The 20,305-nt window shown below is 74.5% G+C and carries 19 protein-coding genes, 3 tRNA genes and 1 pseudogene; 13 read left to right on the forward strand and 10 right to left on the reverse strand.

From position 1 onward, the window contains the following. From ABZ117_RS23915 to ABZ117_RS23940, 6 genes are all read left to right on the forward strand, one after another. Positions 1-1,083: a hypothetical protein gene (locus tag ABZ117_RS23915; protein WP_356823925.1), complete on the forward strand. Its 1,083-nt coding sequence runs from the start codon at positions 1-3 to the stop codon at positions 1,081-1,083. Further along, positions 1,074-2,663, forward strand: a complete 1,590-nt coding sequence (locus tag ABZ117_RS23920; protein WP_356823816.1) for a hypothetical protein — start codon at positions 1,074-1,076, stop codon at positions 2,661-2,663. Before ABZ117_RS23915 ends, ABZ117_RS23920 begins: the two co-directional genes overlap by 10 nt. After that, positions 2,660-4,021: an AAA family ATPase gene (locus tag ABZ117_RS23925; protein ID WP_356823817.1), complete on the forward strand. Its 1,362-nt coding sequence runs from the start codon at positions 2,660-2,662 to the stop codon at positions 4,019-4,021. Before ABZ117_RS23920 ends, ABZ117_RS23925 begins: the two co-directional genes overlap by 4 nt. Before the next feature lie 323 nt (positions 4,022-4,344). Further along, complete coding sequence (locus ABZ117_RS23930; protein ID WP_356823818.1) at positions 4,345-4,713, forward strand: hypothetical protein; 369 nt, start codon at positions 4,345-4,347, stop codon at positions 4,711-4,713. A gap of 135 nt (positions 4,714-4,848) precedes the next feature. Continuing rightward, complete coding sequence (locus ABZ117_RS23935; RefSeq protein WP_356823819.1) at positions 4,849-5,424, forward strand: bifunctional DNA primase/polymerase; 576 nt, start codon at positions 4,849-4,851, stop codon at positions 5,422-5,424. Continuing rightward, positions 5,415-5,488: transfer RNA gene (locus tag ABZ117_RS23940), tRNA-Lys, on the forward strand. The genes ABZ117_RS23935 and ABZ117_RS23940 overlap by 10 nt, the downstream gene beginning before the upstream one ends. 74 nt (positions 5,489-5,562) lie before the next feature. Here ABZ117_RS23940 and ABZ117_RS23945 read toward each other — a convergent pair. Beyond that, the gene (locus tag ABZ117_RS23945) at positions 5,563-6,867 is read right to left on the reverse strand and encodes a M6 family metalloprotease domain-containing protein (protein ID WP_356823820.1); all 1,305 of its coding nucleotides are present in this window, start codon (positions 6,865-6,867) and stop codon (positions 5,563-5,565) included. 275 nt (positions 6,868-7,142) lie between these two features. Between ABZ117_RS23945 and ABZ117_RS23950 the strand changes: the two genes are divergently transcribed. Continuing rightward, positions 7,143-8,948 carry an EAL domain-containing protein gene (locus ABZ117_RS23950; RefSeq protein ID WP_356823821.1) on the forward strand — a complete coding sequence of 602 codons (1,806 nt, stop codon included), beginning with the start codon at positions 7,143-7,145 and terminating at the stop codon, positions 8,946-8,948. On the opposite strand, the gene ABZ117_RS23955 is transcribed toward ABZ117_RS23950, so the two are convergent. Beyond that, positions 8,927-10,024 (reverse strand): LLM class flavin-dependent oxidoreductase, encoded by a 1,098-nt coding sequence (locus ABZ117_RS23955; RefSeq protein WP_356823822.1) that lies wholly within the window; start codon positions 10,022-10,024, stop codon positions 8,927-8,929. The genes ABZ117_RS23950 and ABZ117_RS23955 overlap by 22 nt on opposite strands. Before the next feature lie 126 nt (positions 10,025-10,150). Further along, entirely contained in the window at positions 10,151-10,882 is a 732-nt protein-coding gene (locus tag ABZ117_RS23960; RefSeq protein WP_356823823.1) for a decarboxylase, read from the reverse strand. 239 nt (positions 10,883-11,121) lie between these two features. Here ABZ117_RS23960 and ABZ117_RS23965 point away from each other — a divergent pair, with 239 nt between their 5' ends. From ABZ117_RS23965 to ABZ117_RS23980, 4 genes and pseudogenes are all read left to right on the forward strand, one after another. Continuing rightward, positions 11,122-12,066, forward strand: coding sequence for a D-2-hydroxyacid dehydrogenase (locus ABZ117_RS23965; RefSeq protein ID WP_356823824.1), 945 nt, complete (start codon positions 11,122-11,124; stop codon positions 12,064-12,066). A gap of 22 nt (positions 12,067-12,088) precedes the next feature. Continuing rightward, positions 12,089-12,178: pseudogene (locus tag ABZ117_RS23970) on the forward strand (L-cystine ABC transporter ATP-binding protein YecC); the annotation flags it as partial. A gap of 150 nt (positions 12,179-12,328) precedes the next feature. Further along, a complete protein-coding gene (locus ABZ117_RS23975) occupies positions 12,329-13,081 on the forward strand; it encodes an IclR family transcriptional regulator C-terminal domain-containing protein (RefSeq protein ID WP_356823825.1) in 753 nt (250 codons plus the stop codon). 98 nt (positions 13,082-13,179) lie between these two features. After that, positions 13,180-13,253 (forward strand) — tRNA-Lys (locus ABZ117_RS23980). A 64-nt stretch (positions 13,254-13,317) separates the two neighbouring features. Here ABZ117_RS23980 and ABZ117_RS23985 read toward each other — a convergent pair. The 4 genes from ABZ117_RS23985 to ABZ117_RS24000 all read right to left on the reverse strand — a co-directional run bounded on the left by ABZ117_RS23985 (position 13,318) and on the right by ABZ117_RS24000 (position 16,647). Then, entirely contained in the window at positions 13,318-13,782 is a 465-nt protein-coding gene (locus ABZ117_RS23985) for a DUF3592 domain-containing protein (RefSeq protein ID WP_356823826.1), read from the reverse strand. 118 nt (positions 13,783-13,900) lie between these two features. After that, positions 13,901-14,506, reverse strand: coding sequence for a lytic polysaccharide monooxygenase (locus ABZ117_RS23990; RefSeq protein WP_356823827.1), 606 nt, complete (start codon positions 14,504-14,506; stop codon positions 13,901-13,903). A 113-nt stretch (positions 14,507-14,619) separates the two neighbouring features. Beyond that, positions 14,620-15,768 (reverse strand): SPFH domain-containing protein, encoded by a 1,149-nt coding sequence (locus tag ABZ117_RS23995; protein ID WP_356823828.1) that lies wholly within the window; start codon positions 15,766-15,768, stop codon positions 14,620-14,622. Positions 15,769-15,858: 90 nt separating this feature from the next. Then, on the reverse strand, positions 15,859-16,647 hold the full coding sequence (locus ABZ117_RS24000; protein WP_356823829.1) for a hypothetical protein: 789 nt from the start codon (positions 16,645-16,647) through the stop codon (positions 15,859-15,861). A 185-nt stretch (positions 16,648-16,832) separates the two neighbouring features. Between ABZ117_RS24000 and ABZ117_RS24005 the strand changes: the two genes are divergently transcribed. After that, a tRNA-Lys gene (locus ABZ117_RS24005) sits at positions 16,833-16,906 on the forward strand. Positions 16,907-16,978: 72 nt separating this feature from the next. Beyond that, the gene (locus ABZ117_RS24010; protein WP_356823830.1) at positions 16,979-17,668 is read left to right on the forward strand and encodes a FadR/GntR family transcriptional regulator; all 690 of its coding nucleotides are present in this window, start codon (positions 16,979-16,981) and stop codon (positions 17,666-17,668) included. An 8-nt stretch (positions 17,669-17,676) separates the two neighbouring features. Here the strand turns inward: ABZ117_RS24010 and ABZ117_RS24015 are convergent, their stop codons facing one another. The 3 genes from ABZ117_RS24015 to ABZ117_RS24025 all read right to left on the reverse strand — a co-directional run bounded on the left by ABZ117_RS24015 (position 17,677) and on the right by ABZ117_RS24025 (position 19,823). Next, positions 17,677-18,348, reverse strand: coding sequence for a class F sortase (locus tag ABZ117_RS24015; RefSeq protein ID WP_356823831.1), 672 nt, complete (start codon positions 18,346-18,348; stop codon positions 17,677-17,679). 8 nt (positions 18,349-18,356) lie between these two features. Further along, a complete protein-coding gene (locus tag ABZ117_RS24020) occupies positions 18,357-18,911 on the reverse strand; it encodes a hypothetical protein (protein WP_356823832.1) in 555 nt (184 codons plus the stop codon). Between the two features lie 132 nt (positions 18,912-19,043). Further along, positions 19,044-19,823, reverse strand: a complete 780-nt coding sequence (locus tag ABZ117_RS24025) for an HAD-IIA family hydrolase (protein ID WP_121788579.1) — start codon at positions 19,821-19,823, stop codon at positions 19,044-19,046. Positions 19,824-20,305 lie beyond the last annotated feature (482 nt).

Below are 20,305 nucleotides of genomic sequence, written 5' to 3' on the forward strand. Positions count from 1 at the left end.
CTGCGCGGTCCCGACGTACCGGCCAAGGCCCTGGACGCGCGCGCCCTCGCGGCGCTCGCCGCCAACCCCGGCTGCTCCCGGCGGGCGATCCTGGACGGCGCCGGGGTGGACAAGGCCCGGCTGGCGACCGCGCTGGGCGCGCCCTCCGGCTTCGGGCAGTCGCAGTTCGCGCTGACCCGGGGCAACGCCTTCGAGGCGCGGGTGAAGGCGGACGGCGGCGCGGAACTGCTGCGGCTGGCGCACGCCCGCCTCGATCCGGGTGCCGAACCGCCCGCGGAGGCGGCCCGGCCCGACCTGACCGCGCACGGCCCGCAGGGACGTACGGCCCGTACGGCGCTGGCGCTGCGCGAGGCCACCCGGGCCGGCGGCTGGACGCTCCTCGATCATCCGATGCTGGCCCTGGACGTGGCGGGCTCGCTCGCCTTCGTGGAGCCGGACGCGGTGGTGGTGCACCCCGACGGCAGCTGGTCGGTGGTGGAGATCAAGTCGTTCCCGATGGTGGACGGCTCCGCGGACCCGTCGAAGGTGGGCGCGGCGGCCCGGCAGGCCGCGGTGTACGTGCTCGCCCTGGAGGACGTCGCCGCCCGTCTCGATCCCGCCCCGCGCGTGCGGCACCGGGTGCTGCTGGTGTGCCCGAAGGACTTCTCCAACCTGCCCGCGGGCTGTGCCGTGGACGTCCGCAAGCAGCGTGCGGTCACCGCCCGCCAGCTCGCCCGGCTGACCCGGGTCGAGGAGATCGCCGCCGCGCTGCCCGAGGGCACGTGCTTCGCGCCCGACCGGCCCGCCGAGGAGCTGACGGCGGCCGTGGAGGCGGTGCCGGCGACGTACGCGCCCGAGTGCCTGTCCGCCTGCGAACTCGCCTTCCACTGCCGGGACCGCGCCCGCGCGGCCGGCGCCGTCACCCGCCTCGGCCGGCCCCTGCGGGCCGAACTGGGCGGCCTCGCCACGGTCGAGGAGGTCCTCGCGGCGGCCCGCGGCGAGAGCGGCGACCCCGACGACCCGGCGGTGGCGGCCCTGCGCCGGGCGGCCCGGCTCCGCGCGGAGGCCCTGGCGGCCGCCCGGGAGGTGGCCACGTGTCCCTGATCGACACCCTCGCCCGGCTGGAAGCCGTCGGCAGCGGCCGGGCGCAGCCCGCCGCGACCGTCCGGCACCGGCATCTGTCCGACCGTCCGCTGGTGTTCGTGCCGCTCACCACGGCCGGTGAGACCGGCGCCCCGCTCGGCGCGCTGGTCGGCACCGACCGGGACGCGCCCCGGCTGCTGGCCGTACCGCAGCCCCGCGACCGGGATCTGCGGTTCACGTTCCTCGCCGACCTGGCCGACGCCGTCCTGCCGTACCTGGACTCCTTCGCGGAGTCGGTGGAGCCGGCCGAGCGCACGGAGACCGATCCGGAGACCGGCAAGCGGGTCAAGGTGGAGGCCGAGCTGTGCGCGGACGCGCCCCAGCTGATCGTGCCCAGCCGCGCGGGCCTGGACTTCGTACGGATCCTCGGCCGCTCGACGCGTTTTCGCCGCACCGCCGAGCAGGATCCGGACGCGCCCTACCCGGCGCCGCCCCGGGTGCCGCTGCTCGGCCGCTGGCTGACCCACTACGGCGAGCGGTCCCGGGTGCCCGGCTCCTCCCTGCTGCTGGCCCTGACCGACCTGCTGGCCCGGCACTGGGCGACCGGCCAGTCCGGCCTGGAGGACCAGCATCTGGGCGCGCTGCTCGCCTGGATCGACCCGCCCGGGGGCGAGAGCGGCGCGGACGCCGCGCGCCGGGCCGAACTGGCGCGGGACGCGGCCGGACAGCTGCTGTGCCCGCCGGCCGGCCCCGCGACCGATCCGGCGTTCGACAACAAGCTGCTGGCCCCGGCGATCGAGCGGTACGACCGCGCGCGTACCGCCCTGGCCGCCGCCCAGGACCCGCTGGAGGCCGACGACCGGCTGGCCGCGCTCACCGCGGCCGAACGGGACGTCCGCGCTCTCGTCGAGAGCCGCACCCGGCCCACCTGGGACGCGGTGTGGCGGGGCCTGGACCTGCTGCGGGCGTTGCCGGAGGGCGCCCATGTCGAGGAGCGCTGGACGCGGGACCGCTGGTCGTTCACCGGGCACCGGGACCGGGTGCTGGCCGGGGAGCCCCCGCAGCCGCGCCGGGACGACGCGGTGACGGCGGCGAACAAGCTGGCCACGCGCGAGCGGGAGCAGGCCCGCCTGGAGGCGCAGGAGGCGCTGGACGATCCGCTGGTGATGGCGGGGCGGCGGCTGGCCGGGGAGACGTTCGCCGGTGACGTGACCGAGGTGGTGATGGCGTACAGCGAGAGCAGACGGCCGAGCCCGCGCCCGCTGGTGACCGTCCGCACGGAGGACCGGCCGCATCTGGGGGAACGGGCCCGGGTGTACCGCTCGGTGGGCGGCAGGCCGCAGTCGGCGGAGTTCGCCGGCGCCGAGGGCGAGGGCGTGCTGGTGCTGCGGATCCTGGACCGGATGGGACGGGGGAAGGAACCCGAGCCCGGGTCGGTGCCCGAGAAGGGCGACCGGGTGTGTTTCACCCTCTTCGAGCACGAGCAGCGCGGCGGCGCGAAGCTGCCCGGCCCGGAGGAGACCCCGTGGACGCACGGCGGGCCGCCGGGCGAGCCCGTGGCGGAGACGCCGGACACCGTGACCGAGGAGGACGTGCTGTGACGACCGTCGGCTCCGACCCCGCGGCCGCGGCCGCCCGCGCCACCGACGCGATCCTCCACGACACGCTGCACGGCACCGAGCGGGGCGTGGTGGTCGACTCCCCGCCCGGCGCCGGCAAGTCCACGCTGGTGGTCCGCGCGGCCCTGGAGCTGGCCGGCGCCGGCCGCCCGCTGATGGTGGTCGCCCAGACGAACGCCCAGGTGGACGACCTCGTCCTGCGCCTCGCCGCGAAGGACCCGGAGCTGCCGGTCGGCCGCCTGCACAGCAGCGACAGCGACCCGTACGACACGGCGCTGGACGCCCTGCCGAACGTCCGTACGTCCGCGAAGGCCGCCGACCTCGGCGGCCTGCCGGTGGTGCTGTCCACCGCCGCGAAGTGGGCGCACGTGACGGTGGACGAGCCGTGGCGGCACGCGATCGTCGACGAGGCGTACCAGATGCGCTCGGACTCCCTGCTCGCCGTGGCCGGCCTGTTCGAGCGGGCGCTGTTCGTGGGCGACCCCGGCCAGCTGGACCCGTTCTCCACCGTCGGCGGCGACCAGTGGGCGGGCCTGTCGTACGACCCGTCGGCGTCCGCGGTCACCACCCTGCTGGCGCACAACCCGGGCCTGCCGCAGCACCGCCTGCCGGTGTCCTGGCGCCTGCCGGCCTCGGCGGCCCCCCTGGTCTCCCGCGCCTTCTACCCGTACACCCCGTTCCGCAGCGGCACGGACCACGGCGACCGCCGCCTCACCTTCGCGGTCCCCTCCGACGGCTCCGGCCCCGACCGGGTCATCGACGAGGCGGCGGAGACCGGCTGGGGCCTGCTGGAGCTGCCCGCCCGGTACACCCCGCGCACGGACCCGGAGGCGGTGCGGGCGGTGGCGGCGGTGGTCCGGCGCCTGCTGGACCGCGGCGGCGCGGCGGTCTCGGAGCCGCCCCCGTCCCCGCGCCCGCCCACCGGGAGCAGTGCCACGCCGCTCACCGCCGACCGGGTCGCCGTGGGCACGGCCCACCGCGACCAGGCGGCGGCGGTCCGCGCGGCCCTGGCCGGCCTCGGTGTCCAGGACGTGACGGTCGACACCGCGAACCGCCTCCAGGGCCGCGAGTACGACGTCACGGTCGTCCTGCACCCGCTCTCCGGCCGCCCCGACGCCACCGCGTTCCACCTGGAGACCGGCCGCCTGTGCGTCCTGGCCTCCCGCCACCGCCACGCGTGCATCGTGGTCTGCCGCGCCGGCGTGAGCGACCTCCTGGACGACTACCCGTCCACGGAACCGGTCCAGCTGGGCACCCTCGTGAAGTTCCCGGACGGCTGGGAGGCGAACCACGCGGTACTGGCCCACCTCGCCGAACACCGAGTGGACTGGCACCCCTGACCACGGCCCGCGGCGCCCGCCCGCCAGAGGTCACCCCGACACCCCCGGCCCCGCCGGACCCGCCGGACCCGCCGGACGGAGCCCGGCACGCCGCCGGAGGCGGCCGAGAGCCACGGCCCGGACGGCCGGGCGGCCGACCACGCCGTACCGGCCCATCTCGCCGAACACCGAGTGGACCGGCACCCCTGACCACGGCCCGCGGCGCCCGCCCGGCCGTGCGGTGGTCGTCCGTGTGCTGACGGGCCCTTGCGGGGGCGCGGGACAATGGACGGTGGCCCACCAGATGGCGGTGCCCAGCGAACCGTACGAGGAGGAGACACAACATGGCGGAGCCCACGCCGCGTCGTAACGAACCGCGGCTACGCCCCGCGCCCCTGCTCTTCGAGCCCGCGGAGGCGGCTGCCGACCCGGAGCACTTCTTCGATCTGGAGTCGATGGAGGATCCGCGGGCGCTGCTGGCGCGGTCGACGGAGCTGGCCCAGGCGTTCCGCGCGGCGGCCGACCGGGCCGTGGAGTTCCAGGCTCTCGCGGCGGCCCAGCTCGCCGACCCGCGCCGGTTCGACCGGCTGACGACGGCGGACATCGCCGAGCGGGCGGAGTGGACCGAGGACTACGCGAAGAAGATGGTGGAGTTCGGGCGGGACCTGCTGCGGGGGAACGTCGAGGGGCGCACGCCCGTCGATCCCGGGTGACCGCACGCCGCGCCCGCCGCCCGGGTACCTCCCAGGCATATGCCAGGCGGGCAAGATACTCCTCCCCTCCGGCCCTGTCCCGGTTTTCGGCAACTCTGGAGGACCGTCCGCTCACTGCCTGTACACCTGGGTCACATGAGCAGCGCACCGAACGTCACCCGTGTCAGTGCCGAGGGCGTCGCCTGGCTGGCCTCGGCAGGAACGTACCCGCGCAGCACCCTGGCCCTCTGGGAGGAACGTCCGGACGCCCCGGTCGTCCTGCCCTGCGGTGCCGTCTTCGACGTGGTCAGCGCCCCGGTGGCCTTCGGGCGCCGGATGCTGGACCGGCTGTGGGACGAGGGCCCGGGGCCGGGACCCGTCGCGGTGTTCCGGGGCCGGACCCTGATGTTCACCGCCCCGGGCACGGCCCAGCGGCTGCCCTCGCTGCTGGCCTGGGAGGAGTGGGGGTCCCGGCGGACGCGAGCGGTGCCGCCGCTGCTGTGCCACGGCACCGGGGACGCGGTGACCGTGCCGGCCCCCGCCCCGGCCGGGAACGACACCCCCGGCGCCTCCCGCTGGCTGGTCGCCCCCGACACCCGGCACCCCTGGCTGCCCGGCCCCGAGACCGTGCTCTGGGCGGCCGTCCGGGCGGCCCGGGCGGCCGTACGCATATCGATTTTTCCTCCTGCCGACCAGGATGCTAAGGTCTACGACGTCAGCAGGCGCCGCTAGCTCAGTTGGTTAGAGCAGCTGACTCTTAATCAGCGGGTCCGGGGTTCGAGTCCCTGGCGGCGCACATGACGAGGGCGGGTCACAACCGGTTGATGCCGGATGTGGCCCGCCTTTCCCGTTCCCGGGCCGGCCGGGGGTTCAGTCACTCAAGGCCGGGGTGATCCGCACCGTCCACGCCCCCGAGGCCGTCCGGTCCTCCACCTCCACCCGCACGCCCTCCCCGGGCACGGTGAAGCTCTCCCCGAGGGAGACCGGCGCGTCGGCCAGCGGCGGATAGACCGAGTTCTCCCAGCACGCCTCGGTGCGCGGGTGGGCGTCCACGACCTCCACCGGGCCGCCGCCGGACTCGGCGCCGCCGCGTACCCGGTAGACCAGGATGCCCTGCCGGCAGGAGGCGCGGTCGTTGCCGGCCGGGCCGCGCGCCTCGAAGGCCAGGGCGCTGTCCGGGCCGGTGCGCACGACCGCCAGTTTCGCGCCGTGCCCGAGGCCGAAGGCGGGGGCGCCGGCCGTGGCCCGCACCGCGACGCCCGGCCCGGCCGCGAGGGGCTCCAGGGTGAGGCGGGTCGGCGCGGTGCCGTGCACGCACACCACCTGGCGCGGATCGAGCCAGCCGAGTTTCCACTTGTGCCAGGCGAACAGGTCGGGGGCGAGTCCGAACTGGCTGCCCATCAGGTCCCAGTCGCCGACGTAGGTGTCCCAGTCGCCCTTGCCGTCGACGGGACGGTGGTAGAGGTCGGGCAGGTCGAAGACATGGCCGGTCTCGTGGGCGAGGACGAGACGGTCCGGCGGGTGTTTCTCGAACACCGTGACGACCCGGTGGATGTCGGTGCCGTCCACGTGCAGGGGCGTGTCGAGGTTCACGACCTTCGTGGCGTCGGAGTCGACGCCGGGCGCGTCCGGGTCGGCGACGAAATAGACGACCCGGTAGCGGGAGAAGTCGACCTGCTGGTCGGCCACGGCGAACGCGTCCCGCAGATAGGCGGCCCGGTCCTCGGCGCTCCAGTCCCGCCGCATGGCGTACGCCGTCGAGGGGCGCGGCATGCGCAGCCAGCGCGGGAGCGGATGCGGGCGCAGGGCGAACCGGCCGTAGGACGCCTGGGCGAAGAAGCGGCTGGTGACGGGGAAGTGGTCGGCGGTCAGCCGCGCGGGGCTGGTGCGCGGGGTGGCGTCCGGGAAGGAGAGGAAGACCAGGACGGCGTCGACGGTGCCGGTGGGGCGGGTGTAGGCGGTGTTCCAGGTGTCCAGGCCCTCCGAGTGGTGGGCCTCGGTCCGGTGCAGGGCACAGGGCGCCGTCGAGAACGGCTCGGCGACCGACGGGCCGCTGAGGATCGAGGTCGCGGCGAGCGCCGACATCGTGGTGAACACGGCGGCGGTGCTGCGCAGCTTGGGCACGGACATGACCTCCGGACGCGGTTCGGGGACCCGCAACCAGATTGCTGGCATTTGTCATGTTTTGCCGCGTTCGCCTGCACCAGAAGGGTGAGCACCCCGCCGTCGGCCGCCGACGCCTTCCGGCGCCCGACACCCCGAAACACTCACGGAACGTCACAACCGGTCGGAGGCCTGAAGAACCCGTCCAGGTGCGGGCAGAAACGATCTGTCAGAACCTGTGTCCCGTCCGGGACACTGGACAGTGGCTGGAAGGGCGGGGGGCCAGCCTCTATGATCGGCACACTTTCCGGCACGGACAGAGATCGAGTGCACTGCGGGAGCGAGCGGTGAGCGGAACGTCCGAAGGGCCGACGCCCGCGGCAGACCTCGACCGGTCAGCCGTCACAGTCAGTGACCATATCTCCTACCATCGCGTCTTCGCGGCGGCCCCGCTCGCCATGGCCGTCGTGGACCCCGAGGGACTCGTCGTCAGCGCCAACGCCGCCTTCGGCGACCTGATCGGCGCCGATCCGGCGACGCTCACCGGGCGGCCCGCCGCCGGCCTGGTCGGCCTGGCCTCGGACGCCCGCAGCCGGCACGCCTATCGCGAGGTGCTGCGCGACGGGCAGGGCCGCCTGCGCTGCACCCGCCGGCTCAAACACCCCGAGGGGCACTCGGTGTGGGTGCAGGTCACCGTCGCCCCGCTGGCCGGCGGCGAGCCCGGCGTCCTGCTGTCGGCCACCGACATCAGCGCCCGGCGCGAACTCCAGGCCCGGCTGCGGCACTTGGAGATGCACGACCCGGTGACCCGGCTGCCCAACCGCGCGCTGTTCTTCGAGCGGCTGACGGCCGCGCTGGAGGCGGAGTCGTACGAGCGCAGCGGTACCGGCCGGATCGGCCTGTGCTATCTGGACCTCGACGGATTCAAGGCCGTCAACGACACTCTCGGCCATCGTTTCGGCGACCGGCTCCTCGCGGCCGTCGCCGAGCGCCTGACCCGGGTCGCCGACGAGGCCGGACGCGCACGGGCCGCCACTCCCCTGGTGGCCCGGCTCGGCGGTGACGAGTTCGCCCTGCTGGTGGAGGACTCCACCGGCACCGAACAGCTCGCCGATCTCGCCGAGTCGGCGCTGAGGGCGCTGGAGGAGCCCTTCGACCTGGGCGGGCAGCGGCTGTCGTCGACCGCGTCCATCGGCGTCGTCGAACGGCATGCGGCGGGGACCTCCGCGACCGGTCTGATGCAGGCGGCGGACACGACCCTGTACTGGGCGAAGGCCGACGGCAAGGGCCGCTGGACGCTGTTCGACCCCGAGCGCAACGCCCACCGCATGACCCGTCAGGCCCTGTCGTCCACGCTCCGCCCCGCCGTCGAACGCGGCGAGTTCGCCCTGGAGTACCAGCCGTTGGTCGGCATGGAGGACGGACGGCTCAGCGGGGTGGAGGCGCTGGTGCGCTGGAACCACCCGCAGTTCGGCACGCTGACGCCGAATCGGTTCATCGGACTGGCCGAGGAGGACGGTTCGATCGTGCAGCTCGGCCGCTGGGCGCTCGCCACCGCCTGCCGGCAGGCCCGCCGCTGGCAGACGGACAACCCCGGTGAGCCGCCCATCTTCGTCAGCGTGAACGTGGCCGTACGCCAGGTGTGGGACTCCGACCTGGTCGCCGACGTGGCGCAGACCCTCGCCGAGACCGGGCTCGCCCCGCATCTGCTCCAGCTGGAGCTGACCGAGTCGGCGGTGATGGGTTCGGCGGGCCGCCCGCTCCAGGCGCTCCAGGCCCTCAGCGACATGGGTGTGCGCATCGCCATCGACGACTTCGGCACCGGCTACTCCAACCTCGCCTATCTCAGCCGGCTGCCGGTGTCGGTCCTGAAGCTGGACGGCTCCTTCGTGCGCGGCTTCCAGTACGAGGGCGACAAGAAGGCACTGGCCCCCAACCCCGCCGACGAGGTCATCGTGGAGGCGATGATCCAGCTGGCCCACCGCCTGGGCCTGACCGTCACCGCCGAGTGCGTGGAGACCTCCGCCCAGGCCACCCGGCTGCGCCGGATCGGCTGCGACACCGGACAGGGCTGGCTGTACTCCCGTCCGGTGCCGCCGGACCGCATCTCCGAGCTGCTTCAGGCGCAGACCTACGCGGTCGGCAACCCGTAGGCGTCGGCGATCAGTTCGTAGGAGCGCAGGCGGAGTTCGCCGCGGTGGGCGTGCGAGGTGAGCATCAGCTCGTCCGCGCCGGTGCGCTTGTGCAGGTCGTCCAGGCCGGAGCGGACCTCGTCGGCCGTGCCGTGCACGATGTTGGTCGTCCAGGAGGCGGCGAACTCCTCCTCCATCGGGCTGAACTCGTGCCGTTCGGCCTCCTCCGGGTCGGGGAACAGACCGGGGCGGCCGGTGCGCAGCCGGATCATGTTCAGCGCCATCGCCCGGGTCTGGCGGCGGGCCTCCCGCTCGTCGTCGGTGGCGAGCGCGGAGACACCGATGACGGCGTACGGCTCGGTGAGGACCGCGGAGGGGCGGAACGTCTGCCGGTACAGGTCCAGGGCCGGCAGGGTGTTCTGCGCCGAGAAGTGGTGCGCGAAGGCGAAGGGCAGGCCCAGCGTCCCGGCCAGGCGGGCGCTGAAGCCGGAGGAGCCGAGCAGCCAGACCGGCGGGCGGTGCGGGGACTGCACACCACTGGGCGAACTGCCCTGGACGGGGCCGGGGATCGCGTGGATGCGGCGGAACGGGTGGCCGTCGGGGAAGTCGTCGTCCAGGAAACGGATCAGCTCGGCCAGCTGCTGCGGGAAGTCGTCGGCGCCCTCGGCGAGGGTGGCCGTACGGCGCAGGGCCGCGGCCGTGGCGCCGTCCGTGCCCGGCGCCCGGCCGAGGCCGAGGTCGATGCGGCCCGGCGCCATCGCCTCCAGCGTGCCGAACTGCTCGGCGATCACCAGCGGGGCGTGGTTGGGCAGCATGACGCCGCCCGAGCCGAGGCGGATGCGGTCGGTGTGGGCGGCGAGGTGGGCGAGGATCACGGCGGGCGAGGAGGAGGCCACGCCGGGCATGGAGTGGTGCTCGGCGACCCAGTACCGGTGGAATCCGCGGGACTCCGTGAACCGGGCGAGGGCGACGCTGGTGCGCAGCGCGTCGGTGGCGGTGCTGCCCGCGCCGACGGTCACCAGGTCCAGTACGGACAGGGGGGCGGGCGCGGTTCCGTGCGTCGTGCCCCGGATCTCGTCTGCCTCGGCTGCGGACACGGTGGGGGCCTCCTGTGATCGGGCGTGCTGTCAGGCGTGGGACGGCAGGCGTGTGCCGTCCCGCGGTGCCTAACAGGAGGCGGTCTCCGTTTATTCCGTGGGCGTCCCCCCGGCCGTACGCGGTCGCTACGCCTGGACCCGGGGCTCCCGGGTGAAGAGGGTCCCCAGCGACGGCGCGTTCACCCGCCGGTCCGCCAGCCTGAGCCCCTCCCACACCGTCACCTGGCTGGCCGTGAGCACCGGCTTGGACAGCGCCTTCTCCAGCAGCGGGAGGTGGGCGGCCGTGCGCAGGGCCGTGTCCGGCAGCACCACGGCCTCCGCGTCGGCGGTGTCGGCCGCGCGGGCCAGCGTCAGCAGGTCCTCCTCCTCCCAGGTGGCGGCCTCCGCGGCCGTGCCGGCCCCCGAGGACCGCACCCCGGTCACCTCCAGGCCCCCGGCCCGCAGGAACCGGGCGAACAGCTCGGCCACGTCCGGCGGGTAGGTCGCGCCGACGGCGACCCGCCGGACGCCCATCTCCCCGGCCGCGTGCACGAAGGCGAACGACGTCGACGACGCCGGCATCCCGGCCAGCCGGGCCAGGGTCCGCACCTGTTCCTGGGCGCCCTCCCAGCCGTGCCCGAAGCTGCCGCTGGTGGACGCCCACACCACCGCCTCCACCCCGGCCAGCCGCAGCGCCGCCACTCCTTCGGCGAGCCGCTCGGCGGAGTCCGTCCCGCCCGGCGTGTCCGCGCGGGACGTGTCCTCGCCGATGCCGGTGTGCGCCGTGTCCACCCGGATGTCGCTGCCCAGGAGTTGCTCGATGCGCGGATAGTCGTCCTCTGCCGAGTGGCCCGGGGTGAGGAGTCCGAGTGCGGTCATGTCCAGCCTTCCTGCTGTTGCGTCCGGCGGTACGGGCCGTGGGCGGGCAGCCGCGTGCGGCGGCGCCCGGTACGGCCTCATGGTGCGGATACCCCTTCGGCGCGGTGCTGCCCACATCGCCGTCGCGGACGCGCCGGGAGCAGGGGGCGGCGGATCGCACCATCGGCCGTGTTGACGACCGTGGGTCCGGGTGCGAGCGTGGGCCGTCCGCGCAGGCCAGACGCCGGGAGCCGCCCCGCATGACGCCGACCGTCCTCGTCCTCGACGCCGATCCGCCGCCCCGGCTGGGCCGTCTCACCGGCCGCGCCCGCATCGTGCACACGGACGCCGCGCACCTGGCCGAACGGCTGCCGGCGGCGGACGTGCTGCTGGTCTGGGACTTCACCTCGCACGCGGTGCGCGAGGCCTGGCCCGGTGACGGGCCCCGGCCGCGTTGGGTGCACACGGCGAGCGCGGGCGTCGACCATCTGATGTGCCCGGAACTGGCCGCGTCCGACACGGTCGTCACCAACGCGCGCGGCATCTTCGACCAGCCGGTCGCCGAGTACGTGGCGGCCCTCGTCATGGCGGTCGCCAAGGATCTGCCGCGCACCCTGGAACTGCAACGGGAGCGGACCTGGCGGCACCGGGAGGGCCGGCGGGTGGCGGGCACGCGCGCGTGCGTGGTCGGCTCCGGTCCGATCGGCCGGGCCACCGCCCGCACGCTGAAGGCCCTGGGGGTGACGACGGCGCTGGTCGGGCGGGTGCCGCGGACCGGCGTGCACGGCCCGGCCGACCTCGACCGGCTGATCGCCCGCGCGGACTGGGTGATCGCGGCGGCCCCGCTGACCGGTCAGACGTACCGCATGTTCGACGCGCACCGGTTCGGCGTGATGCAGCCCTCGGCGTTCTTCGTGAACGTCGGCCGGGGCGGGCTGGTCGACGAGGAGGCCCTCGCCCGGGCGCTGGCCCGGCGCTGGATCGCGGGCGCCGCCCTGGACGTGTTCGCCGCCGAGCCCCTGCCCGCGGACAGCCCCGTGTGGGAGCTGCCGGGTCTGATCGTGTCCCCGCACATGAGCGGGGACACGGCCGGCTGGCGCGACGAGCTGGGCGCGCAGTTCGTCCAGTCGTACGAGCGGTGGGAGGCGGGCCGGCCGCTGCCGAACGTGGTCGACAAGACGCGCGGGTACGTACCCGGTCACTGACCCCCGGGTGGGCGGGGCACCCTCCGGCCAGGTACTGGCGTCCGAGCCGCCGGAGAAGATCTTCGGCGATCCGGCGCAGGCCCGCACCCGGGAGTTCCTCGGCGCGGTTCTCCGCACACGGCGCGCGGGGAGGAAGAGCCGGGTTCCGGCCGGGCGGTCGAACGCACGGACGTGATCTCCCCAAGCCCCTCTTCCCGGAGGGCGCCCGACGGCTATCGTGGTGGGGATCCGCCGACCCGGATCGCGGCCGAGGGGGAGCGCCATGAGGATCGAGCCGACCACCCCGTACCACTCCGTCCAGGACGCGCTGCGCGTGCTGGAGACCGTGGCCCGGCACCCCGCCGGCGTCACCGACACCGAGCTGGCCCGCCGCACCGCGCTCGGCCCCGGGCGGCTCACCGCGCTGCTGCGCATGCTGCGCCGCGAGGGCTACGTGGAGCAGATCACCGGCGGGGCGTACGTCACCGGCGACACGCTGCGCCGGCTCACCTCGGCGCACGGCCGGGAGCGGGCTCTGCGCGACAGGCTCCAGCACACCCTGGACCGGCTGCGGGACGCGGTCGGCGCGGCCGTCTACCTCAGCCGGTACGTGGACGGCGAGGTCCGGGTCACCCAGTACGCCGCCGGGCCCGCCACCCCGGCGGTCAACGAGTGGGTGGACTTCCGCTGCTCGGCGCACGCCACCGCGGTCGGCAAGAGCCTGCTGACCCAGCTGGACCACAACGGCCGCCGCGATCACCTCTCCCGGCACCGGATGGCCCGTCTCACCTCGCACACCATCACCAGCGACAAGCTGCTGCTGTCCCGTCTGGAGTCCCAGCCGCCGACGGTGCCGGTGCTCGACCTCCAGGAGTACGCGGTCGGCACGGTCTGCGCGGCCGTCCCGATCACGGCGGGTTCCTCGGTGGGCTGTCTGGCGCTGTCGCTGCCGGTGCGGGACGCGCACCGGCTGAGGCAGGCGGCACGGACCCTGAACCGCAGCGTGGCCCCCGTGCTGCTCTCGATGGCGCTCTGAGCGCTCTCCCCGGCGGCCCCGGGTGGTCACCGGCACCCGACGGGACCAGGTATTATTTTCTTCGTCGCCGGCCGCGTGCAGCGGACGGCGGGAGTCATGCGCCGCTAGCTCAGTTGGTTAGAGCAGCTGACTCTTAATCAGCGGGTCCGGGGTTCGAGTCCCTGGCGGCGCACACGGATGAGGGGCCCCTCGCGCGAGCGAGGGGCCCCTCGCCGTTTCCGGCGGCCTCCTTAGGGCTACGGCGTCAGGCCGTCCGACGCCGTGAAGATCGAGTGGGCGAGGAACATGAAGCCGACGCAGATGGCGGCGGCCACGCACAGGAAGACCAGCAGGCAGCCGGTGCCGGCCGCGAGCCTGCCGGGCGCGGGCGGCAGCGCGGTGGCCCGCTCGGGGGCCTCCGGCAGGTAGCGGACGGTCGTGAAGTCGCCCTCCAGGACGGTCGCGGGGCCGTCCTCCTCCGCGAAGCGGACCGTGCGTCCCTCGCGGGTGGTGAACTCGTAGACGTGATGCAGGGTGGTGCGCACGGAGGTGTCCCCGCCACCGCCGCTGGTCGTCGTGTACATCCGCAGGCAGCGCGCCTCGGCCGTCAGGCCGTTCGCCCACGTTCTGTTGATCCGCCGGGCGCGGCGCACCAGGCGGAACGCGGCGAACGCGAAGGCGGCGAGCATCAGGCTCGGCACGGCGTAGAAGAACAGTTCCATGAGGTTCCCCCGAGGTCGGTACGCCGTTTCGGTCGGTCGGCGTGGCCGGAATGTATCCGACCGGCCGGTCCGCCGACCTCAGGGGAAGCTCAGTGTCCGGATCGTGCCCGGACGTGGATCAGAAGGTGACGTCCGAACAGGCGTAGAACGCGTTGCCCGTGTCGGCGACCGTCCACACCGCGAGGATGACGTGGTGACCGCTCAGCCCGGTCGGCAGGGTGCCGCTGTGGCTGAGGGTGGACGGCGGGCGCTGGCCGTTGTACGGCACCGTCAGGAACGGGGTGAGGTTGAGATCCGAGCGGGTGAGGGCGTGGTTCTGGTTCCAGCCCGGCTTGGTGACGTAGTACTTGAAGTCGGTCGTGGCGTGCATGGCCGTGAACTGCCAGCGGAAGGTGTACGACTGACCGCCCGTCACCCTGGTGGTCGGCCACGCCGCGCCGGACGGCGTGGTGGGCGCGCTGAGCTGGGCGAACTCGCCGTGTCCCGCGTTGCAGAGCTGGCCGTCGGCGGGTCCGGCGGCCGGGAAGCCCTTGGGGCCCTCGACGCTCTGCGGCTCCCACTGGATCTGGCCGCAGTTCGCCACGGTGCCGTTCTGACAGAGCTTCTGCCTGCTGATGGGCAGGTCGGTGTAGCCGTGTCCGCTGGCGCCGCCGGTGGAGAGCGCGAAGGCTCCCGCGGTCACCGCGCCCAGCACGACTGCGGACAACTTGGTCTTGGTTCGCATGCTGCCGCTCCTGGAGAACGTGGGGAGTTCGATGAGCTGGTGCAGGGTAGGTCTAGACCAAGTCTCAGGTTATTGCCGTTAGTTGAACATGTCCATACCAATCGGCGATCGCCCTAGACCGGTTCCCCGCGTCCTGAGCAGAACGCCACCGTCAGGTCACGGACCAGCACCTTGCGCTCGTAGTCGTCGAGTTCGACCAGCCCGCGCACGGTCAGCCGGGTGACCGTGTCCTCCACCGAGTCCACCACCGAGTCCACCACCGAGTTGAGCATGCTGGCCCGCTGCCGGGCGTCCAGCGCGGCGATCCGGCGCCGGTGGATCGCGGGGGCGACCTCGGGGGCGTACTCCACCCGGACCGGCCGTACCGAGAACACCTCCACGCCCACCGGCGCCGTCTCCGTCGCCACCAGCCGGGTCAGCGCGTCCCCGGCCGCCGTCACCCCGCCCCGCGTCCCGCCCGCCGGCTCCACCGGCACCCGGGCCAGCGCCGCCTCCACGCACTCGCGCAGATAGCCCTCGTGGTCCTCGACCCCGAGCAGGGCCCGTGCGGTGTCCCGCACCCGCCACACCACCAGCACGACCACCCGCAGGGCCATCCCGTCGGGATCCGTCGCCGTCATCGCCTCGCTGCGCCAGTGCCGCAGCCGCACGTCCATCAGGCGGCGCCGCACCAGCGGGTTCACCCAGAGCAGCCCGGTGCGCCGGACCGTCCCCCGGTAGCGGCCGAACAGGCCGAGCACCCAGGCCCGCCCGGTCCGGCACCGGGTCAGCCCGCTGAAGCCGAACGCGCCGAGCGCCCCGGCCCCGGCGTACGCCGCCCACTGCGCCGGACCGAGGCCCGCGCCCGCGTACGCCGGCAACCGCAGCGCCTGGGACACGTACGGCGGCAGCATGCCCGCCCACCAGGTGGCGGCCAGGCAGCCGGTGAGCCCGCAGACCCCCGCGAGCACCCCGGCCGCCCCGGGCAGCACCCGCGCCGGGCGCTCCACCAGAGCCGGGTCGACCTCCGGCCGGGGCCGCCCGCGCACCGGGGTCGGTCGGCGCTGGCGGGGCTGTTCGCCGGTGCCCTGCCGGCGGGCCACGACGGACGGCCTCAGCGGCACCTGAACCGGGTCGGGATCGTCCCGGAAGAGCAGGTGGACGGGGATCTCGGTGGTCACCTCGTTCTGGATGAGGCGGGCGGGCCTGGCGGCGGCACCTGCGGCGCCGCCGTCCGGATGCCCCTCGGATTCGGGCGGTGTGTGCGATGTGGTGGTACTCATGCGAGCCTCCAGCCTCCGCGCCAGATGCGTCATGAACAGGGGGAAGGGGTCGTACGCGTGCGTCATACGTGGGGTGCGGGGGTGCGGGGGTCAGGCGAACGGGCGGCGCCGGGTGTCCGGGCCCGGACAGCCGTCCGCCGCGCCGCCCCGCCGGCCGTGGGGGCGCCGGAGGGCCGCCACGGCCCGCCGGCCCGCGTCGCCCCGGTGCGGACCCGGACCGAGCGGGTGGAACCGGCCGAATCCCTTCCGCACCGGCTGCGCGCCCGGCCGGGTGACGTGGCCGTTGGCGGCACCCGGCCGGACCAGCGCCGGCCCGGGTGTCCGGGCGCCTGCCGCCGGCCCGGCCGTCCCGGCCCCGGCGTCCTCGTCCCGCCGGTGACGAGCAGCTTCCAGGTGCCCGGTCCGGGCAGCCCTGTCGGCGCCGACGCCCCGGGCGGTCAGTATCCGGCCGAGCGGGGTGACGTACGCGTTGTCGGCACCCGGCCCGAAGGAGGCCACGCCCGGACGGGCCACCGGCGCCGCCGCGGCGCCGGCCGTGTCCGGTGTGACGCCCTTGTGGCGGTAGGGGACGTACTTGTCGGTGTTGCTCCAGTAGGGGTAGGGCGCGGCCCGGCGGCGGGTGGCCGGGGGCGTCTGCTCGTGAACCGTGCAAGAAGTGTGCGTGCGGTCCGTCCAGCCGCCGAAGATCACGAAGCGGGAGCCGCGCTCGGGGTCGTCGGGGTTGTGGTGCAGCAGGAGGTCGCCGGGCAGGAGCTCCTCCCTGGTGATCCGCACCCAGTACCGGCCGAGGCTTCCCGTCCACTCGTTGCCCGGCGGGACGCGGCCGGGACAGTCGCAGTCGCTCGCCGGGTCCACGCCCTCGAACACCGGAGCGGTCATGCGACGTGCCTCACATTCAGGGGTGATATGTCCGCGCGTGTGCACGTTGATCAGTTTTCCAACCGTCGGCGGGACGCGCATGTTGACGGTCCGAATGATGTACGCCGTCCCCCGGGCCGGCTGCCATGCCTCCGGGGGTGGTCCGAGCACGCCGGCGGGTCGGGTAGAGTTCTCTTCGTCAGCAGGCGCCGCTAGCTCAGTTGGTTAGAGCAGCTGACTCTTAATCAGCGGGTCCGGGGTTCGAGTCCCTGGCGGCGCACCGACCGGAAAGGCCCCTCGCGCGAGCGGGGGGCCTTCCGCATGCCCCACAATGGCCGGATACCCTCTCGCCATGGCAGCCCGGGACCTTCAGGAACAGATCAAGAAACTGATCGTGGACCAGCGGCTGCCCTCGGGTGCCCCGCTGCCCACCGAGCCCGAGCTGATGCGGCTCCTCGGGGTGAGCCGGAACTCGGTGCGGGAGGCCCTGAAGGCGCTCCAGGCCGTCGGCATCGTGGAGATCCGGCACGGATTCGGGACGTACGTCGGCGCGATGTCGTTCGCGCCGATGATCGAGGGGCTGGCCTTCCGGACCGTCGCCGGCCACCGCCGCGGCGAGGACTCCCTGCTCCAGCTGCTGGAGCTGCGCGAGGCCGTCGAGACGGGACTGGTGTCCCGGCTGGCCGGACGGCTGCCGGAGGCGGACCTGACGGCACTGGACGCGCTCGTGGACCGCATGGAACGGGAGGCCGCCGAGGGGGCGGGCCTCGCCGACACCGACCGCGCCTTTCACGCCACCCTCTACCGGGGGCTGGACAACGTGCTGCTGGGCGAGGTGCTGGAGGCGTTCTGGGACGCCTTCCACCGGGTGCAGCGGGACCTCGTGCACCTGCCGCAGGACCCGCGGATCACCTGCCGCCAGCACCGGGAGATCCTCGACGCGGTGCGCTCCGGCGACTCCCTGCGGGCCGAGCGGGCCATACGGGACCACTTCGGCAACATCCGCACCCGCCTGTCCCCGGTGGCCGCGGCCAACGGGTAGGCGCCTCCTCAGCGGCCGGTGCCGGTGAGGTACGCGGAGACCACCACGTTCGCCGTGTAGCTGCCGGTGGCCCGGTCGAAGGAGCCGCCGCAGGTGATCAGGCGCAGTTCGGCGCGGCCCGGCTTGCGGGGGCCGTAGGCCTCCCGGGCGTCGAAGTCCTCACGGGGCAGGACCCGGATGTCGTCGATGGTGAACTCGGCGACCCTGCCGTCCGCGCGGACCACCCGGACCGTGCCGCCCGCCTTCAGGGTGCTGAGCCGGTAGAAGACGGCGGGGCGGGCCCGGGTGTCGACGTGGCCGACCAGCAGGGCCACGCCCCGGGCGCCGGGCGTGGCACCGGCGCCGTACCAGCCGACCACGCCCGGCTGGGCGTAGGGCGGCGGATCCACGGCGCCCCGGGCGTCCAGACCCCGGGCCACCACCGGCGCCTGCACGCCGATCCGCGGGATGTCGATGCGCTGCGGGAGCGCGGCGCGCAAGGGGGCCGCCGGGGGCGGCAGCCGGGCCGGGTCGGCGGCACGGCCGAGGCCGAAGACATCGCCCGTGGCGGGGCCGTCCGCGCCGTGCGGCACGCCGGTCACCCCCCGCCCCCACAGCCACAGCCCGAACAGCAGCACCGCCCAGGCCAGGCCGGTGACGAGCCGTCCGGCGTGGGTGGTGCGTCCGTGGTCGTCGCCCATGGCGGGTCTCAGCGCGTACCGCGGCTCCGGCGGGCCCGGAGCCCGACGGCGACCGCGGCGATGCCGGCGAGCGCCAGACCGGTGGCCGCCTGCGCGGTGCCGGGCCCGGAGCCGTTGGTGGCCACCGTGGCGAAGTGCGCGGTGCCGCCGCCGCCCGCGGGGACCGGGGCGACCGGGGAGGCGGCCGCCGCGGGCAGCCGGACGGTCTCCTCACGCCGGCCGGCTCCCGCCCGCGCCACCGTGATCCTGCCGGTGACCGCGTAGTCGGCGCAGGTGACGCGCACCTCGTACGCGCCGGGCTCGATGGAGGTGCGGACCCGGGTCTCACCGGACAGGCTCCCCTGGGCACCGGCCAGCCGGGCGTCGGCGACGAAGGCGGCCGAGGCGGCGGTGCCCTGGCGCCCCGTGCAGCCGGTGACCCGCACGGTGACGTCGGCGCCCGGCGCCGGGGAGGCGGGGATCACGGAGACGGAGCCGCCGTCCGCCGCGACGGCGTGGGCCGCCGGGGCGAGCGCGGCCACGGCCACGAATCCGGTACAGAGAGTGAGGCGTAGTGAGCCCATCGTGAACCTCCAGTCACCAAGGAGACTCCCCCGCGCGGGACGCCCACGCATCCCAGGAACACGCTCAGCTGCTCCGAACGGGTGACACCGGGTTTCGGCCGGCCAGGACGGAGCGGGGCCGCGGGCCGCTCCTCAGACCAGGTCGACGAGGTCCGCGATGGAGTCCACGACCTGGGAGGGACGGAAGGGGTAACGGTCCACGTCGTCCGGCCGGGTCACACCGCTGAGCACCAGGAACGTCCGCATCCCGGCCTCCAGGCCGGCGAGCACGTCGGTGTCCATACGGTCGCCGATCATCGCGGACGTCTCCGAGTGCGCGCCGATCGCGTTCAGACCGGCCCGCATCATCAGGGGGTTCGGCTTGCCGACGAAGTACGGCTTCTTGCCCGTCGCGGCGGTGATCAGCGCGGCGACCGAGCCGGTGGCGGGCAGGTCACCCTCGACGGAGGGGCCGACGTTGTCGGGGTTGGTCGCGATGAACCGGGCGCCGTTGTTGATGAGGCGGACGGCCTTCGTCAGGGCCTCGAAGGAATAGGTACGGGTCTCGCCGAGGATCACGAAGTCGGGTTCGTGGTCGGTGAGGATGTAACCGATGTCGTGCAGGGCCGTGGTCAGACCGGCCTCGCCGATGACATAGGCACTGCCGGCGGGCCGCTGGTCGTTCAGGAACTGGGCGGTCGCCAGCGCCGAGGTCCAGATGTTCTCCACCGGCACGTCCAGACCCATGCGGCGCAGCCGCGCGTGCAGGTCACGGGCGGTGTAGATGGAGTTGTTGGTGAGCACCAGGAAGGGCCGGCCGGACTCGCGCAGCCGCTTCAGAAAGGCCTCGGCACCGGGGATCGGCACCCCCTCGTGGATCAGGACGCCGTCCATGTCGGTGAGCCATGACTCGATGGGCTTGCGGTCTGCCATGTTGAGCGTCTCCAGGCGTACGTACGGGCGAGAAGCGGGGGCGCCGGAACCACGGCGTACCGACGGCCCCAGCCTAGTCAGCATGGCGTGATCCGTACCCTGCCGATCACCGGGGGGTGGGCACCCCGTCCGGGCGACGGGGGGCTGCCGCCGGGGTGACGGGGGCTGCCGCCAGGCGACAGGGCTGTCTCGCCGGGTGGCGGGGGCTGCCGCCAGGCGACAGGGGCTACCTCGCCGGGCGACGGCGGCTGCCGCCAGGCGACGGGGGGCTACCTCGCCGGGTGGCGGGGGCTGCCGCCAGGTGACAGGGGCTATCTCGCCGGGCGACGGGGGCTGCCGCCTGGCGACGGGGGCTGCCGCCAGGCGACGGGGGGCTACCTCGCCGGGCGACGGGCGGCTACCGCCAGGCGACGAGGGCTGCCGCCAGGCGACGAGGGGCTACCTCGCCGGGCGACGGGCGGCTACCGCCAGGCGACGAGGGC

The sequence above is a fragment of the Streptomyces sp. NPDC006309 genome, assembly GCF_040613095.1.
GTDB lineage: Bacteria > Actinomycetota > Actinomycetes > Streptomycetales > Streptomycetaceae > Streptomyces.